The 25,767-nt window shown below is 70.9% G+C and carries 26 protein-coding genes; 17 read left to right on the forward strand and 9 right to left on the reverse strand.

What is annotated here, in order from left to right; genetic code table 11:
* The first annotated feature begins 29 nt into the window (after positions 1-29).
* Positions 30-839, forward strand: a complete 810-nt coding sequence (locus tag ACH34S_RS10360) for a DUF4360 domain-containing protein (RefSeq protein ID WP_395952275.1) — start codon at positions 30-32, stop codon at positions 837-839.
* On the opposite strand, the gene ACH34S_RS10365 is transcribed toward ACH34S_RS10360, so the two are convergent.
* The 3 genes from ACH34S_RS10365 to ACH34S_RS10375 all read right to left on the reverse strand — a co-directional run bounded on the left by ACH34S_RS10365 (position 817) and on the right by ACH34S_RS10375 (position 2,142).
* Positions 817-1,224 (reverse strand): hypothetical protein, encoded by a 408-nt coding sequence (locus ACH34S_RS10365; protein ID WP_395952276.1) that lies wholly within the window; start codon positions 1,222-1,224, stop codon positions 817-819. The genes ACH34S_RS10360 and ACH34S_RS10365 overlap by 23 nt on opposite strands.
* Positions 1,197-1,739: a hypothetical protein gene (locus tag ACH34S_RS10370; RefSeq protein ID WP_395952277.1), complete on the reverse strand. Its 543-nt coding sequence runs from the start codon at positions 1,737-1,739 to the stop codon at positions 1,197-1,199. Before ACH34S_RS10370 ends, ACH34S_RS10365 begins: the two co-directional genes overlap by 28 nt.
* A gap of 157 nt (positions 1,740-1,896) precedes the next feature.
* A complete protein-coding gene (locus ACH34S_RS10375) occupies positions 1,897-2,142 on the reverse strand; it encodes a hypothetical protein (protein ID WP_395952278.1) in 246 nt (81 codons plus the stop codon).
* Between the two features lie 108 nt (positions 2,143-2,250).
* Here ACH34S_RS10375 and ACH34S_RS10380 point away from each other — a divergent pair, with 108 nt between their 5' ends.
* The 6 genes from ACH34S_RS10380 (at position 2,251) to ACH34S_RS10405 (ending at position 5,289) form a co-directional block, all read left to right on the forward strand.
* On the forward strand, positions 2,251-3,060 hold the full coding sequence (locus ACH34S_RS10380; RefSeq protein WP_395952279.1) for a helix-turn-helix domain-containing protein: 810 nt from the start codon (positions 2,251-2,253) through the stop codon (positions 3,058-3,060).
* A complete protein-coding gene (locus ACH34S_RS10385; protein WP_395952280.1) occupies positions 3,057-3,254 on the forward strand; it encodes a DUF397 domain-containing protein in 198 nt (65 codons plus the stop codon). The genes ACH34S_RS10380 and ACH34S_RS10385 overlap by 4 nt, the downstream gene beginning before the upstream one ends.
* A 102-nt stretch (positions 3,255-3,356) precedes the next feature.
* Positions 3,357-3,542 carry a PIN domain-containing protein gene (locus ACH34S_RS10390; protein ID WP_395952430.1) on the forward strand — a complete coding sequence of 62 codons (186 nt, stop codon included), beginning with the start codon at positions 3,357-3,359 and terminating at the stop codon, positions 3,540-3,542.
* Between the two features lie 420 nt (positions 3,543-3,962).
* On the forward strand, positions 3,963-4,331 hold the full coding sequence (locus ACH34S_RS10395; RefSeq protein ID WP_395952281.1) for an MmcQ/YjbR family DNA-binding protein: 369 nt from the start codon (positions 3,963-3,965) through the stop codon (positions 4,329-4,331).
* A 54-nt stretch (positions 4,332-4,385) separates the two neighbouring features.
* Positions 4,386-4,817, forward strand: a complete 432-nt coding sequence (locus tag ACH34S_RS10400) for a PPOX class F420-dependent oxidoreductase (protein ID WP_395952282.1) — start codon at positions 4,386-4,388, stop codon at positions 4,815-4,817.
* A gap of 76 nt (positions 4,818-4,893) precedes the next feature.
* Positions 4,894-5,289, forward strand: a complete 396-nt coding sequence (locus ACH34S_RS10405; protein WP_395952283.1) for a hypothetical protein — start codon at positions 4,894-4,896, stop codon at positions 5,287-5,289.
* Positions 5,290-5,313: 24 nt separating this feature from the next.
* Here ACH34S_RS10405 and ACH34S_RS10410 read toward each other — a convergent pair whose 3' ends face one another.
* Together ACH34S_RS10410 and ACH34S_RS10415 are read right to left on the reverse strand one after the other, a co-directional pair.
* A complete protein-coding gene (locus ACH34S_RS10410; RefSeq protein WP_395952284.1) occupies positions 5,314-5,880 on the reverse strand; it encodes a hypothetical protein in 567 nt (188 codons plus the stop codon).
* A gap of 116 nt (positions 5,881-5,996) precedes the next feature.
* The gene (locus ACH34S_RS10415; protein WP_395952285.1) at positions 5,997-7,202 is read right to left on the reverse strand and encodes an AAA family ATPase; all 1,206 of its coding nucleotides are present in this window, start codon (positions 7,200-7,202) and stop codon (positions 5,997-5,999) included.
* Positions 7,203-7,399: 197 nt separating this feature from the next.
* On the opposite strand from ACH34S_RS10415, the gene ACH34S_RS10420 reads away from it, so the two are divergent.
* Positions 7,400-8,305: an NAD(P)-dependent oxidoreductase gene (locus ACH34S_RS10420; RefSeq protein WP_395952286.1), complete on the forward strand. Its 906-nt coding sequence runs from the start codon at positions 7,400-7,402 to the stop codon at positions 8,303-8,305.
* Here ACH34S_RS10420 and ACH34S_RS10425 read toward each other — a convergent pair.
* The 3 genes from ACH34S_RS10425 to ACH34S_RS10435 are packed head-to-tail and all read right to left on the reverse strand — an operon-like array spanning position 8,302 to position 12,129.
* Positions 8,302-9,549: a cytochrome P450 gene (locus ACH34S_RS10425; RefSeq protein WP_395952287.1), complete on the reverse strand. Its 1,248-nt coding sequence runs from the start codon at positions 9,547-9,549 to the stop codon at positions 8,302-8,304. The genes ACH34S_RS10420 and ACH34S_RS10425 overlap by 4 nt on opposite strands.
* A 47-nt stretch (positions 9,550-9,596) precedes the next feature.
* Positions 9,597-10,349 (reverse strand): crotonase/enoyl-CoA hydratase family protein, encoded by a 753-nt coding sequence (locus ACH34S_RS10430; RefSeq protein WP_395952288.1) that lies wholly within the window; start codon positions 10,347-10,349, stop codon positions 9,597-9,599.
* Positions 10,350-10,362: 13 nt separating this feature from the next.
* On the reverse strand, positions 10,363-12,129 hold the full coding sequence (locus ACH34S_RS10435; RefSeq protein WP_395952289.1) for an acyl-CoA dehydrogenase family protein: 1,767 nt from the start codon (positions 12,127-12,129) through the stop codon (positions 10,363-10,365).
* An 86-nt stretch (positions 12,130-12,215) separates the two neighbouring features.
* Here ACH34S_RS10435 and ACH34S_RS10440 point away from each other — a divergent pair, with 86 nt between their 5' ends.
* Positions 12,216-12,947 (forward strand): PaaX family transcriptional regulator C-terminal domain-containing protein, encoded by a 732-nt coding sequence (locus ACH34S_RS10440; protein ID WP_395952290.1) that lies wholly within the window; start codon positions 12,216-12,218, stop codon positions 12,945-12,947.
* 6 nt (positions 12,948-12,953) lie between these two features.
* On the opposite strand, the gene ACH34S_RS10445 is transcribed toward ACH34S_RS10440, so the two are convergent.
* Complete coding sequence (locus tag ACH34S_RS10445; protein ID WP_395952291.1) at positions 12,954-13,622, reverse strand: lysophospholipid acyltransferase family protein; 669 nt, start codon at positions 13,620-13,622, stop codon at positions 12,954-12,956.
* A 190-nt stretch (positions 13,623-13,812) separates the two neighbouring features.
* Here ACH34S_RS10445 and ACH34S_RS10450 point away from each other — a divergent pair, with 190 nt between their 5' ends.
* The 8 genes from ACH34S_RS10450 (at position 13,813) to ACH34S_RS10485 (ending at position 25,757) form a co-directional block, all read left to right on the forward strand.
* Positions 13,813-14,814 (forward strand): hypothetical protein, encoded by a 1,002-nt coding sequence (locus ACH34S_RS10450; protein ID WP_395952292.1) that lies wholly within the window; start codon positions 13,813-13,815, stop codon positions 14,812-14,814.
* 112 nt (positions 14,815-14,926) lie between these two features.
* Complete coding sequence (locus ACH34S_RS10455) at positions 14,927-15,625, forward strand: TetR/AcrR family transcriptional regulator (RefSeq protein WP_395952293.1); 699 nt, start codon at positions 14,927-14,929, stop codon at positions 15,623-15,625.
* Positions 15,626-15,730: 105 nt separating this feature from the next.
* On the forward strand, positions 15,731-16,345 hold the full coding sequence (locus ACH34S_RS10460; RefSeq protein ID WP_395952294.1) for a DNA-binding response regulator: 615 nt from the start codon (positions 15,731-15,733) through the stop codon (positions 16,343-16,345).
* Positions 16,346-16,511: 166 nt separating this feature from the next.
* On the forward strand, positions 16,512-19,145 hold the full coding sequence (locus ACH34S_RS10465; RefSeq protein ID WP_395952295.1) for an AAA family ATPase: 2,634 nt from the start codon (positions 16,512-16,514) through the stop codon (positions 19,143-19,145).
* Positions 19,146-19,386: 241 nt separating this feature from the next.
* Positions 19,387-21,279 (forward strand): sensor histidine kinase, encoded by a 1,893-nt coding sequence (locus ACH34S_RS10470; RefSeq protein ID WP_395952296.1) that lies wholly within the window; start codon positions 19,387-19,389, stop codon positions 21,277-21,279.
* A 10-nt stretch (positions 21,280-21,289) separates the two neighbouring features.
* The gene (locus ACH34S_RS10475; protein ID WP_395952297.1) at positions 21,290-22,210 is read left to right on the forward strand and encodes a hypothetical protein; all 921 of its coding nucleotides are present in this window, start codon (positions 21,290-21,292) and stop codon (positions 22,208-22,210) included.
* A complete protein-coding gene (locus ACH34S_RS10480) occupies positions 22,207-24,531 on the forward strand; it encodes an HAD-IB family hydrolase (RefSeq protein WP_395952298.1) in 2,325 nt (774 codons plus the stop codon). Before ACH34S_RS10475 ends, ACH34S_RS10480 begins: the two co-directional genes overlap by 4 nt.
* The gene (locus ACH34S_RS10485; protein ID WP_395952299.1) at positions 24,528-25,757 is read left to right on the forward strand and encodes a zinc-binding dehydrogenase; all 1,230 of its coding nucleotides are present in this window, start codon (positions 24,528-24,530) and stop codon (positions 25,755-25,757) included. Before ACH34S_RS10480 ends, ACH34S_RS10485 begins: the two co-directional genes overlap by 4 nt.
* The last annotated feature ends 10 nt before the right edge of the window (positions 25,758-25,767 follow it).

The raw sequence follows: 25,767 nt of genomic DNA on the forward strand, positions 1-25,767 counted from the left end.
TCGGCACCCCCGGCCCTTGGAGGTCGACAGTGGACAGACACAGGAATCCGCCGGCCGCCCTAGTGGCGACCAGAACCGCGACCTGGCCCGTCCTGGGTGGCCACAACGCGTATCGGGGGCTCACCGACCGTACCCGCAGCACGGCGGTGATGCCTGGCGAACACCGCTGCACCAAGCAGATCAACCCCGGGAAAGAGAATCGCATGCACAAAGGGATCGCACTTCCGGCCGTGGCCGCCGCCGCGCTCGCGCTGACCGCCGCGTCCCTCACACCGGCCGCCGCGTCCGCGCCGACGAGTTTCCCGCCCATCGAGATCAAGATCCTGAGCCAGAGCGGCTCCGGGTGCGAGGGCGGCACCGTCGCGGCGCGGATGGCGGACGACTTCGAAAGCTTCTCCCTCACTTTCGCCGACTACACGGCCCATGCGGGCGGTTCCTCAAAGCCCGCCGACGGGCTGAGGGACTGTCGGCTCAGACTGGACATGAACTTCCGAAAGGGCTATTCCTACGCCATCTCGCAAACGGACTACCGCGGGACCTTCCAGCTTCAGTCCGGCGCGCGGGCCATCCTCAAGACCAACCACAACTTCCAGGACGGCCCGCAGAACGAATTGAAGACCCACGAAGCTCGCGGCGTCTATGACGACAACTTCCAGTTCACCGACACGGCGTCCCAGCTCGTGTGGCAACAGTGCGGCACGGAGCCGGCGCTCGACATCACCACGGAACTGCGAGTCCTCCCGGGATTCGACAAGCTCAAGGTCAACTCCGCCTCCATGAGCTCCTTCGACGGCAGCATCAAGCAGATCTATCACCTCAAATGGAAGCCGTGCCCCTGAGCCACACGCTCCCTGCCAGGACGAACCCCGCCGTCACGCCCCTCGCCCACCCCCCGCAGCGGGCGAGGGGACGCCCGTCGTCGTGCTCAGTGACAGGTCCCGTCCGTCCCGAGCACGGCCAGCACCCCGTCTCGATCGCCCGCAGCGCACGCACCGCCCGCTCCTCACCGCTCACCATGGCCTCGTCCTGGAAGGGCACGTGGTGGATGTACTCACCCGCGCGCTCCTCGCGCAACGCGCCGTAGGCCTGCGACCGCAGCATGAACGCGTGCCATGCCGGGCCCACGGGCGAGGTCGCCACGATCCGCTCCCACACCCGCCCCTCCCGCCGAGCCCGCACGATCTCCGCCTGCGCCTTCAGAAAGACCAGCGCCTGCCCCAGCATCCGCTCGGCGTAGCCGAGCGTGACGCGGTGGTAGCGCCGCAGGTTCTAGGCCAGGAGGTTCCACACCTCGAGCGGGACGAACTGGCGGCCCGGTCAGCGGTGATGGTCACGTGCCCTCCAGCGGCGCGCGCCTCGTGGTTGATGCCGCCGCTCCAGGTGCGCGCCTTTTGGCCCGGAGTGCGGAGTCTGGGGAGATGCCCGTCCACCTCCGCGAGCTCGCGCGTGATCGCGTCGAGCGCACCGGCGATGTCGGACGCGGAGGCGAAGGCGTGGCCGCCAGCCGCCCAGCAGAACCACCACCCGCCGTCACGGAAGTCGCAGCCGATCTCGGCCGTCCGGCGCGGACCGCCGTACCGGACGACGCTCACCCAGCTCACGCCGCGCCGCTCGATTAGCCCGCCCGCCAACTCCGGGTGAGTCCGCACGCCCTCGTGCAACGCGGAGAGGTACTCGCGCCGCTCGTTGCGCGGCGGCGCGTCCACGGCCCCCGCGTGCCGTCCCTTGTCGAAACTCATCGGTTCACCTCACTGTGTGCTCGTCTTCTCGGCGGCGGAACGCGGACGGTGCACCCGGGGGGACGGAGTGCACCGCCCGCGCTTCCGGGCCCGCCGGCCTATGACCAGCGGCCCCGGAACCGGCGACCAACGCGGAGCCTCACGGCACCTCCGCGCGTCACCGGAACCTCGCGCGCATCTCGGCGCGCTGACCCTCCTTGACCAGCGCCGCGCGCAGTTCCTCGGCCGTGGGGCACATGACGGTCGGGTCGACCCCCGCCGCCGGGTCATGCAGGCTCGCCACCCACTCCCCGAGCGACCCGTCCACCCGCACGGCCCGCCAGAACCGATATCCGACAAATTCCGCCCGAAGCCGGGCAAGGGCCTGGTCATCAAGGTGCGTGCGCGACGCGGGGGCTTGCATCTCCGGACTCCTGACTGGTGTCGGTCGCCTCGTTCCACGGACAAGGATGCGCCTCTCGGGTTACCTTCGGAAGGTTCGCGCAACAGACGCAAGTTCGGAGGGTCACCGATGCCACGTCGAGAGTCACCGAATCCAGCGGACTCCCTGTGGAGTCTCATTGCCGTTCAACTGCGCAGACACCGTGATGAGCGAGGGCTCTCAGGTGGAGATCTCGCTCTGCTCTTCGATCGCGATCGCTCTACTGTTTCGCGACTTGAGCTGGGAGAGATCAAGCTCACCGAGGAGCTCGCGCGCGTGGCCGACGACGCGTGGAACACGGGCGAGCTCTTCGTGACGCTCGTCCGCTTCGCCAAAGAGGGCCACGACCGCGAGTGGTTCCAGGCGTATCTCGATCTCGAAGAGCGGGCGTCTGAACAGCGGATATGGGAAGCCCTATGGGTTCCCGGATTGCTTCAGACCGAGGGCTACACGCGAGCTCAGGTGTCGGCGGCCGGATTCCTGGACATCGACGCGCGAGTCGCGAAGCGCATGAAGCGGCAGGAATGCCTAAAGAACGATCCGCCGCCGCTCCTGCGGGTGATCCTCGACGAGGGCGTCATCACGCAGCCCGTCGGCTCGCCCGAGATCATGCGCGAGCAGCTCGCCCGCCTCCTGGAGCTCGCCGCGCTCCCGAACATCACGATCCGGATCGTCCCCAAGGCCAAAGGCGCCCACGTGGGACGGGACGGATCGTTCAAGATCATGACTGTGGACGGCGTGGACTCGGCCTACATCGAGGCCGCCGAGGAGGGGAGGCTGGTCCAGGATGCGGCGGATGTACGCTCCTTCCGAGTACGGTTCGACCGCATCAGTGATCGAGCTATGGACGCTGATGCGTCCCTTGAGCGCATAAGGCAAGTTATGGAGGGCTTTCAGTGACTCCCATCTGGCGCAAGTCAACCCGTAGTGGAAGCAGCGGCAGCCAGAGTGACTGCGTCGAAGTTGCAGGGCTGCAACGCAACATCGGTGTTCGAGACTCCAAGGACCCGCACGGCCCCAAGCTCACCCTCGCCCCCACCGCATGGCACGCCCTCACCCGCCAAATCAAGAACGGCCACCACGACCCGACCTGACCCGCGTACTACTCGACGAGCCCTCGACCAGACGGCGGTCGGGGGCTCTGTGCTGTCCGGTCCGACCTGGGCCATGAGCGCGCTCTGGCGGTTCAGGCGGAACTGACGACCCGCGGGCAACACCGCGCTCCCAGCCCCCTTGACCTGCTTGTCGCTGCAACCGCGGACCTGCATGACGTCACTCTCATGCACTACGACCGCGACTTCGACCAGGTCGCCAACGTGTCCAGCCAGGCGATGCAGCGGCTGGCCGACCCCGGAACTTTCGACCTACCCAAGCCGCGCTAAATCAGAAGGCCACGCGAGCCAAAGGCCGCCGCCAACGTCGGCGATCAAGCCTGAAGTTCGGCGGAGGTGCGTCCGGCCGCGCCGCCAGGGGTGTCGATCAGTTGGGCAAGGGTGTCGTTGTAGCTGGCGCGGTGGGACGGTCGGGCGGCGGTGCCGGACTCCGGCGCGTTGACTGCGGGTCGCCCGGTCTGAGCGCTGGCGGATTCTTTGCGCACGCATGACTGCTTCCCGTACGGATGCGCCCACAGGCGGGTAGGGGGCTGAAGTCGCACGAAATGCCTGTTGAAGCGTTCGGTGAGGGAGCCGGGCTGAGGGTGGGCAGTGGCGCGTGCGGTGTCGCGCGCCCGTACTTACGGACCGCCGAGGAGGTTGCTGCGTTGAACGGGAATGCTCTGCGGTTCGGCACCGGGTGAGGCGGCCATGGCCATCACCGGAAACCGGCTTCAGCGCCTGGCCCGCAGCACGGCGGGCGGGCTTCCCGGCGTCAGCCACGGTCGGCCGTTCACCGACAAGCTGGACGTCTACAAGGTGGCGGGGAAGGTCTTCCTCATCGTCACCGACGACCCGCATGAGCAGATCATCACCGTGAAGGCCGAGCCCGAGCATGCGCGGTCCCTGCGGCGACGGCACGAATCGATCATGGCGGGCCGGTACCTGAACAAGAAGCACTGGATCTCTCTGGCCGCGGGCCAGGAAATCACCCCCACGCTGGTCAAGGACCTGGTCGCGCACTCCTATGACCTGGTCGCGGCGTCAGTGCCCGCCCGCCGCCGCTCCGGGGCCGGGTGAGCGGCCACGGACCCGCTCCGCAGAACCGGCGCCGGGCGCATCGAGGGAAAGGGGATGTCCATGCACACCATGTCGACACAGGAGTGGCACGACTTCGTCACGCGCGGGGCCCGCACGGGGAAGTTCTCGACGGTCGGGCCCGACGGCGCACCGCACATCACTCCCGTCTGGTACGTCTTCGACGGCGAAGTGTTCGCGTTCACCACCAACGGCGGAACGGTCAAGGCGCGCAACCTGCGGCGTAATCCGCGCGCGGCGCTGTGTGTCGACGACGACGCCCCGCCCTTCGCCTACGTCGAGGCCCGCGGCGAAGTGACCTTGAGTGAGGACCCGGACGAGCTGATCGATGTCGCCACCCGGGCCGGCGCCCGGTACGCGGGACCGGACCAGGCCGAGGAGTTCGGCAAGCGCAACGGGGTGCCCGGCGAGATCGTCGTCCGGCTGCGCCCCAGGAAGGTGATCGCCTACGCCGGGATCACCGATTAGACCATTGCCCGCCCTGCAGCTTGTCAAGCTTTGTTGGCTGTTGCTCCGTTGGGAGCGACCCGCGACGATCATCGTTGTGAGCCCATCACGTGAAGAAGCCGGCTACCAGGTGCGCATGGAGACTCGGCAGTGGCTGGTCATCGACGGCACCATGGACAACGAAGTGATCACAGAGGCCCAGGACGGCGATCCGAGGGGCGTGGTCGACCTCGGCTCCAGCATCCGCCAGGCCGGATGGGACCAGATCCCGGGTTGGCCGCGGGACGTGACGGGCTTCCTGACTTGGCCGACCCCAGGACAGATGTCGACGATGGTCTTGGAGGGCTCGCAATGGGCGTTGGTCGTCTCTGTTCTGGATGAATGGGCTGCCGTTGAAGAGAGCCTCGACCACGCGGACGGCGCCGAAGAGATGCGAGCTATCGCTGATCTGGTCCGTGGCCAGTTGACCGAGCAGGGATGGTCAGCTTCCTGAGAAGCGGCTGTATGCCTGCGCTGGTCACTTTCGCTTCGTCGGCTGCTTGAGGTGATCGCGGCAGCAGGTCTCGATGTCCGTGCCGAATCGCGTCCACGAGCGGTTGGAGCCAACTGGGTCGCGGAGGAGCTCCAGCGTTATGGCCTTCTCCAAGACGGCAGGCGCATCCGACTCCCGGTAGCGCCGTCCTCCTTTGGAGACCTCCCGCATCAGGATCCCCTTGGGGTCCGCCAGCCGACCTGTGTCCTTTCCCCGGTACTTCGCCGGGACCTTCCATGAGCCGACCAGGTCGGACAACGCATCGGGAAACAGGAGCAGCCAAGCCTCCATTTCCTCGACGGCCAGCACGTAGTGGACGTTGCCCAGCTCCGCGCGCAGTGCTTCCTGCACCCGGTGATGGATCTCGGGATAAGCGTCACCGTCAGTGCCGTCGAGATCCTCGTGGACGAAGACGCAGGCTAGCTCGGCCCCCTCGGCGACGGCTCGCGCTCGCACTAATCGCGCCAGGTCGGAGATCCTCTGCGGCAGGCGAGCCGCAGGCACTTTGAGTAGCCTCACCGGCTCGTTGACCTCTACCAGCCGACCACGCATGTCATCGCAGTGCGCTTCCAGCAGGATGCGAAGGCACCGCCGATCATTGCGGTCCTCGCCCGCCAGTACGACGATCGGGCGCCGCGTGGCCCGGATCCTTGTCCCGGCCTTTCGACTCACAGGGAGCCGCCCAGCGCCCCCGAGAACCAGAGCCGTCCAAGCGGGAGGTCGTCGCTGCTCTCGGCGATCTCCTTGACCTTGGCCTCCGGGATGGCGGGAATCGCGGACGAGCCGTCGTCAAGTCGCTCGCACACAAGCAGTTCGCCCGGCTTCAATCTGTCCGCGAAGGCCGGTGAGTGGGTCGCGATCAGGAACTGCGTGCGCACACTCGCCTCGCGCAGACGCTCGACCAAGAGCTCAAGGGCCTGCGGGTGAAGCCCATGGTCGATCTCCTCAACGCACGTGAGAGCGGGGGGACGGGGGTCGTAGAGCATGGCCAGTAGACCGAGCAGACGGATGGTGCCGTACGAGGCATCGGCCAATTGCGTCGGTCTACGCAACCCTCTCTCATGAAGAACCACGACGACTTCGCTTGCGGCCCTCGACGGATACTCAAAGCTCAGGCCGTCCAGTTGTGGAAGTACTTCCATCGCGTCTTCCACGAGCTGTTCGAGCACCGGGCGTTGCTGCTCCTCCAGGAGAAGCAGGAAATCCGCGAGGTTCGAGGCGTCGTCCTCCAGCATTCCGGATCTCCGGAAGCGGGTCGGGCGGCGAGCCCTGTCGACGTCGATGTCGAAGACTCGAAATGACGCGAGACGCTCTGCCACAGTGGCGACCTCGTTGCCACCCTCGTCATCGGAAAGGCGAGGCAGCGTGGACAGGCCGCTGCTCAGGCGGCGGATCCCGAGGCTGTGTCCCTTGGTGGGCTCCCGGTTCCGGCTGATGTCCTCGACGCTCACCGTCTGTCCAGAGATGGCGATGCTGCGCTGCCCATCTCCCTGAGGCCGGTTGAACCGGAAGTTCTCATGCCGCCTGAGCGAGGGGCTCGTCTCGGGTTGCGCTCGCCGTTCCACTCGGAGGGTGTACTCGTCCGGGGCGCTGGGGCTGCTGTGCGCCGTCCATGTCGCCTTCAGCTTGATCCGGAACGACGCGGGTTCTTTCGGCCCTCCCCAGAAGACCAGTTCATCGAACCCTCCTCGAAGTTCCAGCGCCGGCTCTAGATCTGTGCGAATAACGTCGGCGAGGAAGCGGAAGACTTCCAGCACGTTGGTCTTTCCCGCGCCGTTCGGTCCTACGAGCACATTGAGCGGGCCTAGTGGCACGGTGATTTTGCGCAGGCTGCGAAAGTTCTGTACTTCCAGCTCGATCAGCCGGTCGTTCATCGTCCCGCCCCCACGATCGTCAGCCCCGGCGGCCATACCTGAAAGATCAGCCTATCTTGAGCCGCGCCGCAGGCAGGGGCGTGCGGGGGATGTGGCGAAGACGGTGCGGCACGGGGTCGTGGAGGGTGCCCACGCTGGTCTGTTGGGTGGCCGTTGTGGGGATGCGTCATGATCTGGAAGGTGGGAAGGGGTTCGTGATGCGGGTGTTGTTGCACTTTGACATGGAGCATGAGGCTTCGGGGCTTGATGTTGTTAGTTGCTCGGAGCAGGACGATGCGCGGTTCTATGAGTTGTTGCCGGACGCTGAGGTCCTCTGGCATGTGCTGCGGCCGTTGACGGCTGACGATATGGATCGGGCGCCCACGTTGCGGTTGATCCAGAAGCTCGGGACGGGTGTCAACACCATCGATCTGGACGCGGCCGAGGAGCGCGGGATCGCGGTGGCGAACATGCCCGGGCAGAACGCGCAGGCCGTCGCGGAGACGAGTCTGCTGCTGATGCTGGCCGTGCTTCGCCGGGTCGTTCCGTTTGATGCGCGGACGCGGCGGGGCGAGGGGTGGCCGGCGGATCGGGGGCTGGTGGGCGGGGAGCTCGGCGGGCGGACGGTCGGGCTGCTTGGTGGTGGTGAGATCGCGACCTTGCTGCGCGGGATGCTGGAGGCGGTTGGCGCCCGGGTGCTGTTCACGTCGCGGCGTCCTCGGGTCGATCCGGCCTGGCGGGAGCTGGACGAGTTGCTCCGGTCAAGTGATGTTGTTTCGGTGCACGTGCCGTTGACGGACGAGACCCATCATCTACTGGACGCTGAACGGCTTGCGTTGTTGCCAGCGGGCGCCGTTGTTGTGAATACGGCGCGCGGGGCGGTGATCGATGAAGCCGCGCTGGTGGCCGCGCTGGAGTCGGGGCGGTTGGGTGGAGCTGGGCTGGACGTCTTCGAGAGTGAGCCCGTCGGCGCGGGCAACCCGCTGCTGGCGCTCGACAACGTCGTCGTCATGCCGCATGTGGCTTGGCTAACGCGTGAGACCTGGGATCGGTATTTCGCGGTTGCGGTGGAGAACTGTCGGCGGCTTGGTCGGGGCGAGGAGCTGCTGCACCGCGTCCGCTAGCGCAACGAATACCGGACGGGGAGTCGTTTGAGGCCGCCGACGAACGTTGTTGCGATTCCGACGGGTTCGCCTGCCAGCTCTATGGATTCCAGGCGAGGCAGGAGTTCCTCGAAGAACGCGCGGAGTTCTACGCGGGCCAACGCTGCGCCTAGGCAGTAGTGGACGCCGAATCCGAATGCCAGGTGTTTGTTCGGGTCGCGGCCTACGTCGAAGCGGAACGGGTCGTCGAAGACGTCCTCGTCGCGGTTCGCGGACGGGTAGGAGAGCAGCAGCGAGTCGCCCTCGCGGATCTGGACGCCATGCAGTTCGGTGTCGTGGACGGCGGTGCGCATGAACTCTTTGACCGGCGTGACCCAGCGGATCATCTCGTCCACGGCCAGCGGCATCAGTTCGGGGTGCTCGCGGAGGCGGCCGAGCTGGTCGGGGTGTTCGATCAGCGCGTGCAGGCCGCCGGTGATCGTGGCGCTGGTGGTGTCGTGCCCGGCCGTCGCGACGATGACGTAGTAGGACGCGGTGTCGAAGTCGTTCAGCGGCTCGCCGAACACGCGTGCGTTGGCGATCGCGGATGCGAGGTCGCCGGTCGGGTTCTTCCGGCGTTCTTTCGTCAGTTCTTGGAAGTAGGCGAAGAAGTCGAGCAGGACCTCGAGTTTCTCCTCCTCGGACGCGCCGCGCCGGTACTCATCGTCGTCGCCGCCGAACAGTTCTTGCGTGAGCTTCAGCATCCGGTCGAAGTCGCTCTCGGGGAGCCCCAGCAGCGAGAGGATCACGTACAGTGGGAAATTCGCGGCGATCTCTTGCGCGAAGTCACATTCGCCGCCCGCCTCGGCCATCCGGTCGACGTAGCGGCGGGCGAGTTCGCGGATGCGGGGCTCCAGGTCGCGCATCGCCCGGGGCCGGAACCAGTCGGCGCCGACCGCGCGGAAGACGCGGTGGTCCGGGTCGTCCATGTGGACGAGGGTGCGCAGGGCGATGCCGTCCTGAGCGCGCTGGCGGTTCAACTCGTCGAAGCGGGCGGTGGCGAGGAGGGGGCGCGGGGCGTTCAGGAACCGGTCGTGGTTCCGTTCGACCTCCATGATGTCCTCATGCTTGGTGACGGCCCAGAACGGGTTGTAGCCGGGCGCTTCGACGCGATGCACCGGGGACTCGCGGCGCAGCAGCGCGAGCGCCTCGTGCAGGCGACGGTCGTCGGCGTAGGTCTTCGGGTCGGCGATCGCGAGTCCGGCTTCGTCCACGGTGAGCGTCACGCGTCGGCTCCTGGGTCGGTTCGAGCATCACTCCGGTAATGATCAACTTACTCGCCTGGGCCACGGCGTTCCGTGAATCTGGCGGCGCCCTTGACCGCGTCGTCCAGCGATCCGAGGCCGTGCCGGTACTCGACGGCGATCGCCTCGTCGTCCGGCAAGCCCTCCGTGTCCAGGACGGACAGGCGGTCGTTGCGCAGGCATGTTTGAGGGAGAGCGGCCAGTTCGGCCGCCAGTTCTTCGGCGGCGCGCCGCGACTCTCCGGGTGGGACGAGGCGGTTCGCCAAGCCGATGTCGAACGCTTCTGCGGCGGTCACCGGGCGGCCCGTGAGGATCAGGTCCATGGCGCGGCTCGTGCCGATCAGCCTGGGGAGCCGGAACGTCCCGCCGTCCACCAGGGGGACGCCCCAGCGGCGGCAGTAGACGCCGAACGTCGCGTCGTCCTCGACGACGCGTAGGTCGCACCAGAGTGCGAGTTCCAGCCCGCCTGCTACGGCGTGCCCGGCTACGGCCGCTATCACCGGCTTGGACAGGCGTAGGCGGGTGCAGCCGAGTGGGCCGTCTGCCGGGGGCGGGTCGACGCGTGGGGACGTCTCGGTGCCGATCGAGGTCAGGTCGGCGCCGGAGCAGAACGTCCCGCCGTCGCCCCATAGGACTGCCACGCTCGCGCTTTTGTCTGCATCGAAGGCTCGGAAGGCGGCGGCCAGGTCGCGGGCCGTCGGACCGTCGATGGCGTTGCGGGTCTCGGGGCGGGACATGACCACGGTGGTCACCGGGCCGTTCCGTTCGGTCCGCACCGCCACCTGGGCCTCCCGGTCAGTCGCGGGTGTCGATCAGGGCGCCGTCGGTCAGGTCCTTGAAGCGTTCCTGGTCCTCCGCCGGGGCGTCGATGGCGCGGAGCGGGCCTGTGTCGGCTAGACGAGAACGAGCGTAGAGGCGTGCTACTAGCGCCTTGCGATCTGTACCCGAGTCGGCGCGTTCCCATCCGGCCTGTTCCAGGAGCAGTGCCGCTGCGTAGACGTCCGCCATGTACTGGGCCAGGGGGTAGAGGCGTGCCTCGGCCACGGTTCTGTCCAGGCCGCGCCACCTGTTTATGGCCTCGCGGAGGTGGGCTATGCGGTCGGTGACCAGGTCGGCGGTGGCGTCGTCGCCGGGTGGGGCCTGCTGGACGGCTTCGGTGAGGCGGTCTAGGAACGGTTCGTGGGCGTCCTGGCGTTCGATGGCGCGGCGGACGTCCAGGCACAGGATGTTGTCGCCGCCCTCCCAGATGGGGTTGACCTGCGCGTCCCGAAGGATGCGGGCCACCGGCCACTGCTCGATGTAGCCGTTCCCGCCGTGGATCTCGATGGCGTCGCTTGCCGCCGTCACCCCGAGCCGCGCGGCGCGCAGCTTGATCAGCGCGGCGCCGACGCGCAGCCTCGGACGGCCCAGGTAGCCGTCGAACACGAGCGCCTGGACGGCCTCGGTCTCCACGATCAGCTCGGCGAGCTTCCGCCGCATCAGCGGCTGCTCGGCGAGCGGCGCGCCGAACGCCTCACGTGTGGTGGCGTAGCAGAGCGACTCGACCAGGGCGCGGCGGGCGCAGCCCAGGCCCATCATCGAGATGCCGAGGCGGGCGTTGTTCGTCAGCTCCATCATGCGGGCCAGGCCCTTGCCGTCGCCGCCCCGGCCCGCGCTTGTGGACGGGGCGAGCAGGAACGCCTCCGCGTCGGTGAACTCGATCTCTGCTGATGCCACCGAGCGCGTGCCCAGCTTGTCCTTGAGGCGCCGGATTCGGACGCCGTTGCGCGAGCCGTCACGCCGCTCCCTCAGGACGAGGAACGGCGCGATCCCGCGTACGCCGTCTTCGGCTCCTACAGATTTGGCCAGCACGACGAATGCCGAACCGTTGGCGTTGGACGCGAACCATTTGAGCCCGTTGAGCCGCCAGGCGTCGCCGTCACGGAAAGCGGTCGACTCCAGGGCGCCCAGGTCGGAGCCGCCCGAGCGCTCGGTGAGCATCTGCGCGGCCTCGCCGGACATCTCCCCCTCGGCGAACAGTTCCCGCACGCGCGCCTTGACGTCGTCCGGCGCGAACGCCTCGGTCAGCGCGACGACCATGTCGCCGCCGGTGCCGAGCGCGCATGCCATGCCGATGTCGGCCTGGTCGAGGAGGTAGCTCCAGGCCACGCCCAGCGGGGCCGGGTCGACGCCGTTCGCCTCCGCCTCCGCCACAAAGGAGGGACGCGTGAAGGACGTCGCGACGAGATCCCTGCGCGCCGCCTCGAACGACGGTGGCATGACGACCTGGCTGATGTCTCGTCCCCACCGGTCGTACTTCTCCAGGCGCGGCGGGTTCCGGTCGGTCTCCTCGGCCCGCTCGGCGATCGGGCCGCCCATCAGCGCGCCCATCTCGCGCAGCCGCGGCTCGGCCCACCCGAATCCGTCCCCGAGATGGCGGCGCATCAGGAACCGCAGCGTGGGGTCGCAGTCGTACCAGTTGAGGCCGGCCGCCCCCTGGTAGCGCTCGGTAGCGTACCGGCGCGACTTCTCCGCGCCGCCGAACGGGAGCCGGTCGAACGGCTCGGTCAGATAGGACGCCATACCCCGACATTACGCTCTAGTTTCACGTGATGGAAGACTGTAATCTGGGGAGCCTCTCCACCGACCCGGATAAAGTCTCGACCAGCATGGAAAGCCTGGAGATCCGCCCCCTCACCGCGCGCTCCGTCGTGCTGAGCACGCTCCTGGGCGTCCACCCGCCGCAGCTCCCGGCCCGCTATCTGGTCCGCGTCGGCGGCCTGTTCGGAATCGCGGAGGGAACGATCCGCGTCGCGCTCTCGCGCATGGTGAATTCGGGCGATCTCGTCCAGTCCGGTGGCTCGTACTCGCTCAGCGAACGGCTTCTCGCACGCCAGACCCGGCAGGACGAGAGCCGCCTCCCCCCGACCCTCCCCTGGGACGGGACGTGGGAGATCGCCGTCATCACCGCCGAGCGCCGTCCGGCCGGGGAGCGGGCCGCGCTCCGGCAGGCCATGTCCGCGCTCCGGCTCGCCGAGCTGCGCGAGGGCACCTGGCTGCGCCCGTACAACCTGACCCGGGCGCGTCCCGACATCGTCGTGCGGCAGTGCACGTTCCTGCGCGGACGCCCGGAAGAGGAACCCGCCGCGCTGGCCGCAAGCCTCTGGAGCCTCGACGCGTGGGCGGCCAAGGCCCGCTCCCTCGGCACGTCCCTGGCAGAGGCCCCCGCAATCGCCGAGCGCTTCACGCTCGCCGCAGCCGTGCTCCGTCACCTGATGAACGACCCGATCCTCCCGGCGGAACTGCTCCCCGCCGATTGGCCTGGGCCGACGCTCCGCGCCCAGTACGAGCAGTTCGAGAAGGAGTTCGAGCAGCTCCTCACCGAGCGCGTCCTGACGTAAGAGGCGCTATTCGTCGTCGGCCCGAGGGTTCAGGGTGCCCGCCCATTCCAGGTCGGACAGTTTCCAGATGGCGTCCATGACCTCGTCGGTGATGACGCGGCGGGCCTGCCCCGGCGGCAGGTCCTTGTAGCGGGAGAAGTCCATCGGCTCACCGAAGCGGACGGTCGGACGGACGTTCAGCCGCGGACGCCACGTCCCGAGCGGGATGATGCGGTCGGTCCCGCCCAGCGCGACGGGGACGACCTTCGCACCCGACTTGAGCGCCAGCCAGGCCACGCCCCGGCGTCCGAGGTAGAGGCGCCCGTCCGGGGAGCGGCTCCCCTCCGGGTAGATCGCGACGCCGCCGCCCGCGTCGAGGTAGCCGACCATCTGCTCCAGCGCGCGGACGGCCGCGCGGGTCGGGCCCCGCCTGATCGGGACGTTCCCCAGCGCGAACATCGCCCACCGGATCGCCCGTCCGGCCGGGCCCGGCAGCTCGAAGTACTCGGCCCTCGCCAGCCACCACAGCCGGCGGGGGATGACGGGCGACAGGACGAAGCTGTCGGCCATCGACAGGTGGTTGCTCGCCAGGATGAACGGCCCCTCCGCCGGGATGTTCTCCCTGCCCTCGACGCGCGGGCGCAGGAGCAGGCGGAGCAGCGGCCCGACCGTGTGCGACACGACACCGTAGTACACGCAGCCTCCCGTGACTCGGCGCACCGGGGACCGGGTGCGCGATGCCGAATCTAGGAAGCCTCGCGCCGGTTCGCATCCGCCATGTGACCAGCCTCATGCACCGGCCCCGGCACTCGCCCTGGAAATTAATCGAACGAGCGATTATTTTAGGAGACGTAGCCGGACACGGCATCGGAGCAAGGAGGCAGCGATGCACGAGAAGGGCAAGCCCATCGCCGTGATGGTGGTGGTGTCGCTGATCGGACTGATCTTCACGGGGTCGTTCCTCGGGGCCCTGCACCACCTGGAGCCGCACGACGTGCCCGTCGCCGTCGTCGCGCCGGAGGCCGCGGTCGACCGGCTCGGCACGATGATGGACAAGAGGGCCGACGGGGCCTTCGACCTCACGGCGTACGGCGATGAGCAGAAGGCGCGGGACGCGCTGCTGGAGCGTGAGGTCGACGCGGTCTTCGTCCCCGGCGTCCCCGGGCGGGGCGGCGCGAAGCTCGTCCTCGCGGGTGCGAACGGGAAGATCGAGCAGGCCGCGCTGACCACGGCGTTCCACGGGGTCGGGCAGGCGACCGGGCAGCCGGTCACGGTCGAGGACGTCCGGCCGCTGCCCGCCGACGACAACAACGGCGTCTCCGCGATCTTCTTCGTGATCACCACCGTCATCCCGGCCGTGATCCTGGCGGTCATGCTCGCGGTCGCGCTCCCGAAGGCCGGTGCGCCGCAGCGGCTCGGGCTGCTCGCGGCCGGGTCGATCGCGCTGGGCGGGGCCAACGCCTGGGTCGCCGCAGGGCTGACGGGCGCGCTCGCCGGCGCCCCGCTGGAGCTGTGGGGGCTCGGCAGCCTGCTGGTGTTCGCGGTCGCCTCGTTCGCCGCGGGCGCGCTGCGCGTCGCCGGGCCGCCCGCGCTGGCGCTGACCGCGCTGGTGCTCATCCCCATCGGCGTCCCGGCGAGCGGCGGGCCGATCGGCCCGCAGTTCATCCCCCAGTGGTTCGCGGCGATCGGCGAATGGCTGCCGGTCGCGGCCGCCATCGACGCGGTGCGGAACACCGTCTACTTCGACGGCAACGCGATCGGGTCGCCGCTCCTCGTCCTGACGGTGTGGGCCGTGGCCGGGCTCGCGCTGGTCCTCGTCCCGGCGAAGGCGCGGCAGCTCGCAGGCCGGAACCACGGCGCCGCGACGGAACCCGCCGCGAGCTCATGAGAATGATCGGGGCCGTAGGCAGGTCCACCGGGCGGACCGGTGGACCTGTCCGGCACGCTGCACTTGTAATACGAACGGGTCAGGGGCAGGTGGAACGGGGAGGGAGCGAGAGGTGCCGATAACGCCGGAGGAGCAGGCGCCGGGTCAAGCGCCCGGACAGGCGCGGCGGCGGCCGGGGCGTCCGCCGAAGACGCAGGCCGGGGACACCAAGTCCGAGCTCGTCGAGGCGGCGCTGCGGCTCTTCGCGCAGAAGGGGTACACGGGCACCTCGATCCGCGCGATCGCCCGCGAGGTCGGGCTGAGCGAGAGCGTCCTCTACGCGCACTTCGCGAGCAAGCAGGACATCTTCGAGGCGGCCGTGGCGAAGCTCGGGCCGCAGGGGCTCGTCGCCGGACGGGAGATCCTGGGCCAGGAGCTCGCCGACCGCGACCCGCCCGGCTACGTCCGCGCGCTGGTCAGGCACGTCCTCGAAGCCTGGGACTCGCCCAGCGGGCGGCTGTTCATCAGCCTGATGGTCCGGGACGGGCTCGTCCACAGCGCCGCCATGGGCGACACCATCGGCCGCTCCATGGAGGAGACGGGCACGCTGTTCCAGCAGTGGATCGACGCGGGCTGGATCCCGGAGGACCTCGGGCGTCCCGCCGACCTGGCCTGGGCGCTGTTCGGGCCCATCGGCCAGGCGCGGCTACTGTGGTTGCACGCCGACGCCCCACCCGAGGAACGGCGGAACGCCCGGGAGCGGGCGCTGCGCCACACCGAGCTGTTCATCAGGGCGGTCTTCCGCGAGCCGCGGACGACCCCGGCCGGATGATCGTGGAGGACGTGATCATCGATGACGGGACTGAACGGTGACGTCAGGCGGCCGCCGGCGGACACGCCGCCGCTGAGCGCGGGCCCACTAGATACGGTTCCTACCGTGCCCGAAACGATCCGGATCCTGCTGGCCGAGGACGTCGCGCTGCTGCGCGGCGCCCTGGCCGGGCTGCTCGATCTGGAACCCGACCTGGAGGTCGTGGCGGAGATCGGCAGCGGCGACGCGATCATGAAGGCGGCGCTGCGGCACCGGCCGGACGTCGCCGTCCTCGACGTGGACCTCCCCGGCGTCGACGGCGTCACCGCCGCCGCCGAACTGCACGAGCGGATGCCGGAATGCCGGGTGCTCATGCTGACGGGCCTCGGGCGTCCCGGTGACCTGCGGCGGGCGCTGGACGCGCACGCGAACGGGTTCGTCCTCAAGGACGTGCCGCCCGCCGAGCTGGCCGCCGCCATCCGCCGGGTCGCGGCGGGCGAGCAGGTGGTCGACCCGCAGCTCGCCCTCGTCGCGCTGCGGCAGCCGGAGAGCCCGCTGACGCCCCGGGAGGCGCAGGTGCTGCGGCTCGCGGCCGAGGGCGCGGACGTGGACGACATCGCGCTCGCCCTCAACCTCACGGTCGGGACCGTCCGCAACTACCTGGCGAGCTGCATCACCAAGCTGAACGCGCGCAACCGGATCGACGCCATCCGCATCGCGGGCGAGTTCGGCTGGGTGTGAGGCCCGGCCGCCCGGCCCGGCCGCCCGGCCCGGCCGCCCGGGTGTGAGCAAGATCCATGTTTGAGGCGCGTATGAGAAACGCATGGCCCGACCCCCGGACGATTCACATGCGGATCGGTGTGCACCGCACTGGCCAGCGCTAACGCGCGATGACAGGCTCCGGAGCATGGTGGGGGAACCTTTGCATGGACGCGCGGCCGAGGTCGCCGAGATCGACCGGCTCCTCGACCGCGCCCGGCCGGGCGGCGCGGGCGGCGGCGTCCTGATCCTGCGCGGCGAGGCCGGGATCGGCAAGACCGCGCTGCTCGACCACGCCGAGGCGCGGGCGGCGGGGATGAGCGTCCTGCGCGGGAGCGGGATCGAGGCGGAGTCCGGGATCCCGTTCGCGGCCCTGCACCTCCTCCTCGGCGACCGCCTCGACCAGCTCGACGCCCTGCCCGGCCCGCAGGCCGCGGCCCTCCGCGCCGCGCTCGGCCTGGCCCGGCCCGGCTCCGGCGACAGGCTCCTCATCGGCCTCGCCCTGCTGACCCTCCTCTCCGAATCGGCCGACGCTCCCCTGCTCTGCCTCATCGACGACGCGCAATGGCTCGACCGCGAGTCGGCGGACGCGCTCCTGTTCGCCGCCCGCCGCGTCGCCTCGCGCGGCATCGTCTTCCTCATCGCGCTGCGGGACGGCGACGGCACCGGCGGCTGGGCGCGCACCGGCCTCCCCGAACTCGCGCTGACCGGCCTCGACGCCGCCGACGCCGCCCGCCTCCTGGACGAGCGCGCCCCCGAGCCGCCGTCCGCCGAGCGGCGCGACGGCCTGGTCGAGCAGGCGCGCGGCAACCCCCTCGCCCTCATCGAGTTCGCCGCCGCCGGGTCGGGACGGCTGGCCGCCGTCCCGGCCGAGTTCGAGCGCACCGTCCGTGACCTGCCCGAACCGGCGCGGCTGCTGCTCGCCGTCGCCGCCGCGGACGACTCCGGCGAGCCGGGCGTGGTCGTCCAGGCGGCCCGCGATCTCGGTGTCCCGTTCGGGGCGCTGGAGGCGGCGGAGGACGCGGGCGTCGTCGCCGTGACCCGCACCACCATCGGTTTCCGGCATCCGCTGCTCCGCGCCGCCGCCTACCAGGGCGTTCCGGTCACGCGGCGGATCGCCGTCCATCGGGCGCTCGCGGAGGTGCACGCGGGGGCGGGCCGCACGGACCGGCATGCGGACCTGCGGGTCCGGCACCTGGCCGCCGCGGCCCTCGGGACGGACGAGTCCGTCGGCGCCGAACTGGAGTCGGCGGCCGACGACATCCGGGAACGGTCGGGCCCGTCCGGCGCCGCGTCCGCCTACGAGCGCGCCGCCCGCCTCGCCGGTGACCCGGAGGTCCGTGCCCGCCGCCTCGCCGCCGCCGCGGAGGCGGAACTTGCCGCCGGACGCCTCGTCCACGCAAGGTCGCTGGCCGAAGACGCGGCCCTCGCGGGCGACGCGGAGGAGACGCGGGCGCGGGTCGACATCGTCCGGGCGGGCGTCGATCTGGAGCACGGCGTCCCGCAGGCCGCAGGCCGCCTGCTGCTGGAACGGGCCCGCGCCTACAGCGACCAGGCCCTCCGCACGCGGCTGCTCGAAGAGGCCGTGTTCCACGCATGGTCGTGCGGTGATCGTCCGACGGCCGTCCAGGCAAGGGACGCGCTCGCAGACGGCTCCGTCATGGCCCAGGCGCTGTCGGCGCTGCTCGACGAAGACGTCACCAAGGCCCGGCACCTGCTCGCCGACGCATGCCCCGAGGACGAGCGGCTCTGGCTGCTCGCCGCCGAGGTGACCCTGCTGGCCGGGGACGACGCGGCGGCCGCCGAGAGGGCCGCGCACCTCGTGGCCCGGTGCCGCCGCCGCGGGCTGCTCGGTCTCGTGCCCCGCGCGCTGGCCGTCGAGGCGTGGGCACGGCTCCTCCACGGCGAGCACGACGAGGCCCGCGCCCTGTCCCGCGAGGCGCTGGAGATAGCCGAGCAGACGGGCCAGCGGCGGCAGGCGGCCGTGGTGAGGTCGATCCAGGCGCGGCAGGCGGCGATCGAGGGCGACGAGGTCCGCTGCCGCGCGCTGTCCGCCTCCGCAGACGGGCGGGTCGGGGACGCGCTCGGCCTGCTCGCCCTCGGCCTGGGCCGTCCCGAGGACGCCCTCGAACACCTCCAGGACGCGAACCGGGACGCCCCGGCCGCCACCCCACCGGAGATCCTCGCGCTCATCGACTCCGTCGGGGCCGCCATCGCGGCGGACCGTCCCGGCGCGGGCACCGAGCCCATGGCGCGGCTGGAGGCGCTTGCCCGCGACGCCGGGCAGCCGTGGCTCGACGGCGTCGCGTCCCGCTTCCGGGCCCTGCTCGCCGCCGACCCCGACGAGGCGGAGCGGCACTTCACGCTCGCGCTCGCGTCCCACCGGGAGGGCGGGCGGCCGTTCGAGCGCGCCCGCACGGAACTCCTCTACGGGGAGTGGCTGCGCAGGTCGCGGCGCCGCGCGCAGGCCAGGGCCCGGCTCCGGGCGGCGCTGGACATCTTCGAGCGGCTCGGCGCGGCCCCGTGGGCGGAGCGGGCGCGCAGCGAGTTGCGGGCCGCGGGCCAGGGCGGCGTCCGGACGGGCGGCGACGCCGACCTCCCCGGACAGCTCACCGCGCAGGAGATGCAGGTCGTCCGGCTGGCGATGACCGGCGCGACGAACCGGCAGATCGCGGCGCGGCTGCGGCTCAGCCACCGGACGGTCGCCTACCACCTCTACAAGGCGTTCCCGAAGCTCGGCGTCGCCTCCCGAGCCGAGCTGCACAGGCACGTTCCCGCCTGACGATCACCATCCCCGCCTGACGCTCGCGCCACAAAAGTACCGCCGGGAAAATATTCAAGCGCTTATTTCCCTTGATCCGGCGGCCCCGGCGTTTCATCATCCGATGGGACGGCGTTGGGGGGCCGGTGAGCAGAGCGTGACCAGGGCGCGACAGGACGAGCCCGCGCAGCAACGAGGCGCGCCGGCGGGGCCAGGTGGCATCGCCGGTCGGACGCCTCTTTTCGCGCGCACCATCACCGGCATGTACCTCGTCCTGATGTTGCAGACGAGGCTGGTGAAGCAGGCGGAGACGGGCCCGTCCCACATGCTGCTGTCGGCCACCCTCGTGATCATCGGGATCTTCGGCGTGCAGTGGCTGCTCGTCCTGTACGGGCCGAGGTCACAGCGTCCCCGCCGCTGGGTGATCTGGACGCACCTGTCAGTGCAGACCGCGCTCGCCCTGCTGCCGCTCCTCGTGTTCGGCACCAACTGGTATCCGGTCGTCGGCGGGTTCCTCGCCGGGTCGATGCTGCTCCTGCTGCGCCCGCCGCTGTCGTGGTTCATGGTGGCGGGCGTCGCGGCCGGTGAGGGTCTGCTGCGCTACTACCAGGGCTGGTCGGCGGTCGACGTGTCGTTCTGCGTGATGGCGACGGTGAACGTCGGCATCTCGATGTACGCGATCACGCGGCTGTCGGGGTTCGTCCGGGAGCTGCACGCGACGCGGGAACGGTTCGCGGCGGCCGCGGCGGCGCGGGAACGGCTGGAGGCGGCGGGCAGCCTCCGCGCGGTGCTCGGCGCGGCGCTCACCCGGATCGAGGAGCTGAGCCGCCGCGCCCGCGACCGGCTCCCGGTCGACGCGCCCGCCGCACGCGACGACATGGAAGAGGTCGCCCGGACGGCACGGCAGGCGGCGACGGACGTCCGGTCGATCGTCGGCGCGCTGCAGGGCCCGTCGCGCCGCCGGGAACGGCCGGGACGCGTCACGCAGTCCCGCCTCGCCTGGACGATCATCCTCATCCTGACCGCCGGTTTCGCCTGGCAGCAGATCATCTACGTCTACGCCGGGACGGACGGCTCCTGGCGCGCCACCGCCGCCGCCGTAGTGGTGACGGCCGCGATCTCCGCGCTCGTCCTGCGGCACTCCTCGACCGTCCTGCGCAGGCGGCGGCCCCGCGGCGGCGCATGGACGCTCTCCGCGCAGATCCTGCTGGTCTTCGTCCCGTACGCGCTGTTCGGCCCCGACTGGGCGACGATGGCGTCCCTCGCGACCGGGTCCGTCCTCCTGGTCTCGCGCGGACGCTGGGCCTGGATCCTGTTCTCCCTCACCATCGTGGCGTGGTGCGTCCCCGCGCTCTGGGCGTCGCACGGCACACTCTTCTACCTCTACACGTCCGCCATCTCTGTGCAGATCGGCGTGGTCGTCTACGCGCTGTACCGGCTGCCGATGCTCGCCCGCGAGGTCGACGTCGCCCGGGAGCGGCTGGCGCGGATGGCGGCGCTGAACGAGCGGCTGCGCATCTCCCGCGACGTCCACGACCTGCTGGGCCTCGGCCTCTCGACGATCACGGTCAAGGCGGAGCTGGCGCGGCGGCTCGTCACCTCCGACCCGTCCCGCGCCGCCACCGAGATCGGCGAGCTGGCCGACCTCGCGGAGCGCTCGCGAGCGGAGGCCCGCGCCGTCGCCGAGGACGACCGCGCCCTCTCCCTCCGCGACGAGGCGGTGTCGGCACGTGCCGCACTCGAAGCCGCGGGCGCCGACGTCCACGTGGACCTCCCCAACGAGACGAGCCTCCCGTCGTCCTCCCCCGTCGACGGCGTGCTCGCCGCCGTCCTCCGCGAGTCCGTCACCAACGTGCTGCGGCACGCGCATCCGGAGCACTGCGCCGTCACGGTCACCGTCCAGGACGGCGCCGCCCGGCTCACTGTCCACAACGACGGCGTCATCCCGCCGTCGTTCACGGGCTCCGACCCCGGCACCGGGAAGGGCCTGTCGAACCTCACGGCCCGCGCGGGCGCACTCGGCGGCTCCCTCTCCGCCGGGACGGACGGGAAAGGCGGGTTCACACTCGTCGCAGAGGTGCCCCTAGCTGCGGGTTCGGGTACCGGGGAAGTGCCCCGTCACATGACGGATTCGCCGCTCCCCTTCCGTGCCTAGCGTTCCGGTCATGAAGCAGGACTTCGACCTTGACCGCTATGTGCGCAACTCCAAGGCGGTCGATCTGTCGGGGGTGGAGTGGGACACGATCCCCGCCTTCCCCGTGTCGGGTGCGGAGGCGCGCACGCTGACCTTCATGATGGACATCGAGACCCACACCGTGATGTACGCCCGCGACCTGCTCGCGACCCGGGCCGCGTTCGACCCGGAGATCACGGCGTTCATGAGCTGCTGGATCTACGAGGAGTTCTGGCACGGTGAGGCGCTCTCCCGGTTCCTCGGCGAGGCCGGCTTCACGCTGGCGCCCGACCGCGAGCGCGTCACCGTCCACTCGCCGTACCCCACCAAGGTGGCCCGCAACGAGCGGATCCGCCGCGCGCTCGGCCGCGGCGTCTACACCGGGCACCTCGTCTCGATGCTCGGCTCCGCGCTGACCCGCGACTTCGTCGCGATCCAGATGACGTGGGGCGCGATGAACGAGCTCAGCGCCATCAACAGCTACCAGTCGATGATCGAGAAGAGCGAGAACCCGGTGCTCCGCGACATCCTGCGGCGCATCATCAAGGACGAGCGCCGCCATTTCGCGTTCTACCGGGCGCAGGCGCGGCTCCGGCTGGAGCGCAGCGCGCGGGCGCGGCGGATGGCGCGCTGGGCCATGCAGCGCCTCTGGGCCCCCGTGGGAACCGGGCTGCGCCCGCAGGACGAGAGCGACTTCGCGCTCGTCTGGCTGTTCGGCGACGACGACGGCCTCGACCGGCTCCGCCGCCTCGACGCCACCATCGCGCAGCTCCCCGGCTTCGCCGGCGCGACCCTCGCCGAGGACGCGCGGCAACGTTCGCTGGAACGGCTCCCGCGCCACCGCATACCCCAGATGGCCTCCGACTGGGCACTCGCCCACGCCGGCGTACACAGGGAGACACAGGCAGCATGAGCGATACCCCCGCACACGACGGGTTGGCAGGAAAGACACTCCTGCTTACCGGTGTCACCGGTTTCATTGGGCAGGCGCTGTTGGAGCGCGTCCTGTCCCGGCATCTCGAGACCCGCGTCGTCGCGGTGCTCCGGGAGAAACCGGGCGTCACCGCGGAACAGCGGCTGGACGAGCTGATCGACAAGCCGGTGTTCTGGCCGTGGCGGGAGCGGGTCGGCGACGACGCCGCCCGCGCCGCCGTGCGGGACCGGGTGCGGGTGGTGGCGGCCGAGCTCACCGAGTCCGTGCCGGAGCTGCCGGACGACATCGACGCCGTCATCCACGGCGCGTCGATCGTGTCGTTCGACCCGCCGATCGACGAGGCGTTCCAGACGAACGTCGTCGGCACCGTGGCGCTGTACGAGGCGGTGCGGCGGGCCGGGCAGCGGTCGGGGAAGTCGCCGCACATCGTGCACGTGTCGACGGCGTACGTGGCGGGGTCGCGGAAGGGGATCGTCCCGGAGACGACCCTCGACCACGCCATCGACTGGGAGACCGAGCTGGAGTGCGCCGTGGAGGCGCGCCGGTCGGTGGAGCGTGACTCGCGGCGTCCCGAGGTGCTCGGGCGGCTCCGCGCCGCGGCGCTGAAGGAGCAGGGCAAGGCGGGCCCGACCGCGGTCGCCGCCGACACCGAGCGCCGCCGCCGCGAGGAGGTCGACGACCGGCTCATCGCCTACGGGCGCGAGCGGGCCCGCAGCCTCGGCTGGCCGGACGTCTACACCCTCACCAAGGCCCTCGGCGAGCGGGCCGCCGAGCAGACCGCGAGCGACGTGCCGCTGTCGATCGTCCGTCCCGCGATCGTGGAGAGCGCCCTGGAGCTGCCGTACCCGGGCTGGATCGACGGGTTCAAGATGGCGGACCCGCTGATCCTCGCCTACGGCCAGGGGATGCTGCGGGCGCTCGCCGGGATCGCGGACGGCGTCGTCGACATCATCCCGGTCGACCTGGTCGTGAGCGCGCTGCTCGCCGCCGCCGCCGCGCCGCCGGAGCCGGGTTCGCCCGCGTACTACCACGTCGGGTCCGGCGCCCGGAACCCGCTGACGCTGCAACGGCTGGTCGAACTCGTCAAGGAGTACTTCGACCGGCATCCGCTGCCCGGGACCGACGGGCGCGGCGCGATCCGCCCGCGCGAACTGACGCTGCTCAGCGAGGGCCGCGCCGACCGCATGCTCGGCCACGCCGAGCGCGCGATGGACGTCGCCGAGAAGGCGCTGATGATGCTGCCGAGCGGGGACCGCACCCGCGGCTGGCAGCGCAACCTGTACAAGCAGGGCCGCGAGGTCCGGATGCTGCGCCGCTACCGCGACCTGTACGGCGCGTACGGCGCCGCCGAGGTCGTCTACGCCGACAGCGCCACGCTGGCGCTCGACAAGTCGCTGCCGGAGGGCGCGGGCTGCGACTCGGCCGTCATCGACTGGGCGCACTACCTCCGCGACGTGCACTGCCCCGCCGTGACGTCCGCGTTCCGCCACGCGCAGCAGCCCTCCCCGCAGCCGCGCCCGATCGGGACGTCGGCGCGCCCGAAGCCGCAGCCCTTCAAGCTGGAGGAGCGCAGCGACGTCGTCGCCGTGTTCGACCTCGACGGCACGATCGTCGCGTCGGACGTCGTCGAGGCGCACCTGTGGGCCCGCCTCCTGGACGTCCCCCTGAAGGCGTGGCCGACCACCCTGCTGCCCGTCCTGCGGAAAGTCCCGCACTACATGCGCACCGAGCACCGCGACCGGGGCGAGTTCCTGCGCGAGTTCGTCCAGCGCTACGAGGGCGCGGACGAGGAACAGCTGAGGGCGCTGGCCCGCGACCGGCTGGGCGACGTGCTGCTGCGCCGCGCCTGGCCGCAGGCGATCCGCCGCATCCGCAACCACCGCGCCGCCGGGCACCGCACCATCCTGCTCACCGGCACCCTGGACGTCTTCGTCGAGCCGCTCCGCACGCTCTTCGACGACATGCTCGCCGCGCACCTGCGCGTGGTCGACGGGCGCTGCACCGGCAGCTTCGAGCAGCCGCCCCTCATCGGCGAGTCGCGGGCCGCGTGGCTGCGGGCCTGGGCGCGCGACGAGGGCGTCGACCTGTCGGGGAGCTGGGCGTACGGTGACCACTACTCCGACCTCCCCGTCCTCCAGCAAGTCGGGAACCCCGTGGCCGTGAACCCCGACGCCCGCCTGTACCGTCACGCCAAGCGGCAGCGCTGGGCGATCGCGGACTGGGACGGCGACTCCGGCGCCCTCTCCACGCTCCTGGACGCCGCCCTGCAAGGCGAAGCTCAGAAAGGTGGGGTCCGATGATCCTGGCGCTGGAGTACCACCGCTCACCGGCCCGCTACCTGGCCGCCTCGCGGCTCCCGGGACGGCTCCGGTCCGCCGCCGTCCCGTCGCTGGCGCCGCTGCGGCTGACGTCCAAGCCGCCGCCCGGGACGCCGGGACCCGGCTGGGTGCGGCTGCGTCCCGTCCTGTCCGGGATCTGCGGCTCCGACCTGTCGATGGCCGCCGGGAAGGTGTCCCCGTACCTGGCGCCGCTGACGTCGATGCCGTTCGTCCCCGGCCACGAGATCGTCGCCGAGCTGATGGACGACGCGGGCGACGGCCTGACCGCCGGGACCCGCGTCGTCATCGACCCGGTCCTGCCGTGCCGCGCCCGCGGCACCGGCCCCTGCCCGCCCTGCGCGGAGGGCAACGAGAACCGCTGCGACCACGTGAACGCCGGGCGGATCTCCTCCGGCCTCCAGACCGGTTTCTGCGCGGACACGGGCGGCGGCTGGTCGGAGCGCCTGGTCGCGCACCGCAGCCAGCTGCACCGGGTCCCGGAGTCGCTGCCGTCGGTCCGGGCCGTGCTGGCGGAGCCGCTGGCGTGCGCGGTGCGTTCCGTCCGCCGCATCGACGTGCCGCGCGGGACGTCGATCGTCGTGGTCGGCGCCGGAACGGTCGGCCTGCTGACCGTCCTCGCACTCCGTGAACTGACCCCGGCCGGGCCCATCACGGTGATCGCCCGGCATGCGGGCCAGCGCCGCCGCGCCAAGGCCCTGGGCGCCACCGAGACGATCGACCCGTCGGCGGCACTCCGCGGATTGCGCCGCATCACGGGCGGCGCGGTCGTCCGCCCCGAACTGGGCCCCGGCTACCTGCTCGGCGGCGCCGACATCGTCGTCGAATGCACCGGCGGCGAAGGTCTCGACACCGCGCTGCGGCTCGTCCGCGCGGGCGGGACGGTGCTGCTGTCCGGCATGCCCGCCAAGCCCGTCGACCTGACGCCCGCCTGGTACCGGGAGCTGAACATCGTCGGCTCCTACGCCAGCCGCGGCGCCACCGACTTCCAGGCCGCGATCGACCTGGCCTCGCACGACGCGCTCGACGGCTTCGTCGACAGCGTCTACCCCCTCACCCGCTGGCGGGACGCGCTGTCGCACGCCCTGTCCGCCGGACGCTCCGGAAGCGTCAAAATCGCCTTCGACCCCCAGAACGGGGACCGACCCTCGCTTGGCGAAACCCCCGACCGCGAAGGAGCCGTTAGTTGACTTTCTCCCC

Source organism: Actinomadura sp. 3N508 (assembly GCF_044326375.1).
Taxonomy (GTDB): Bacteria; Actinomycetota; Actinomycetes; order Streptosporangiales; family Streptosporangiaceae; genus Spirillospora.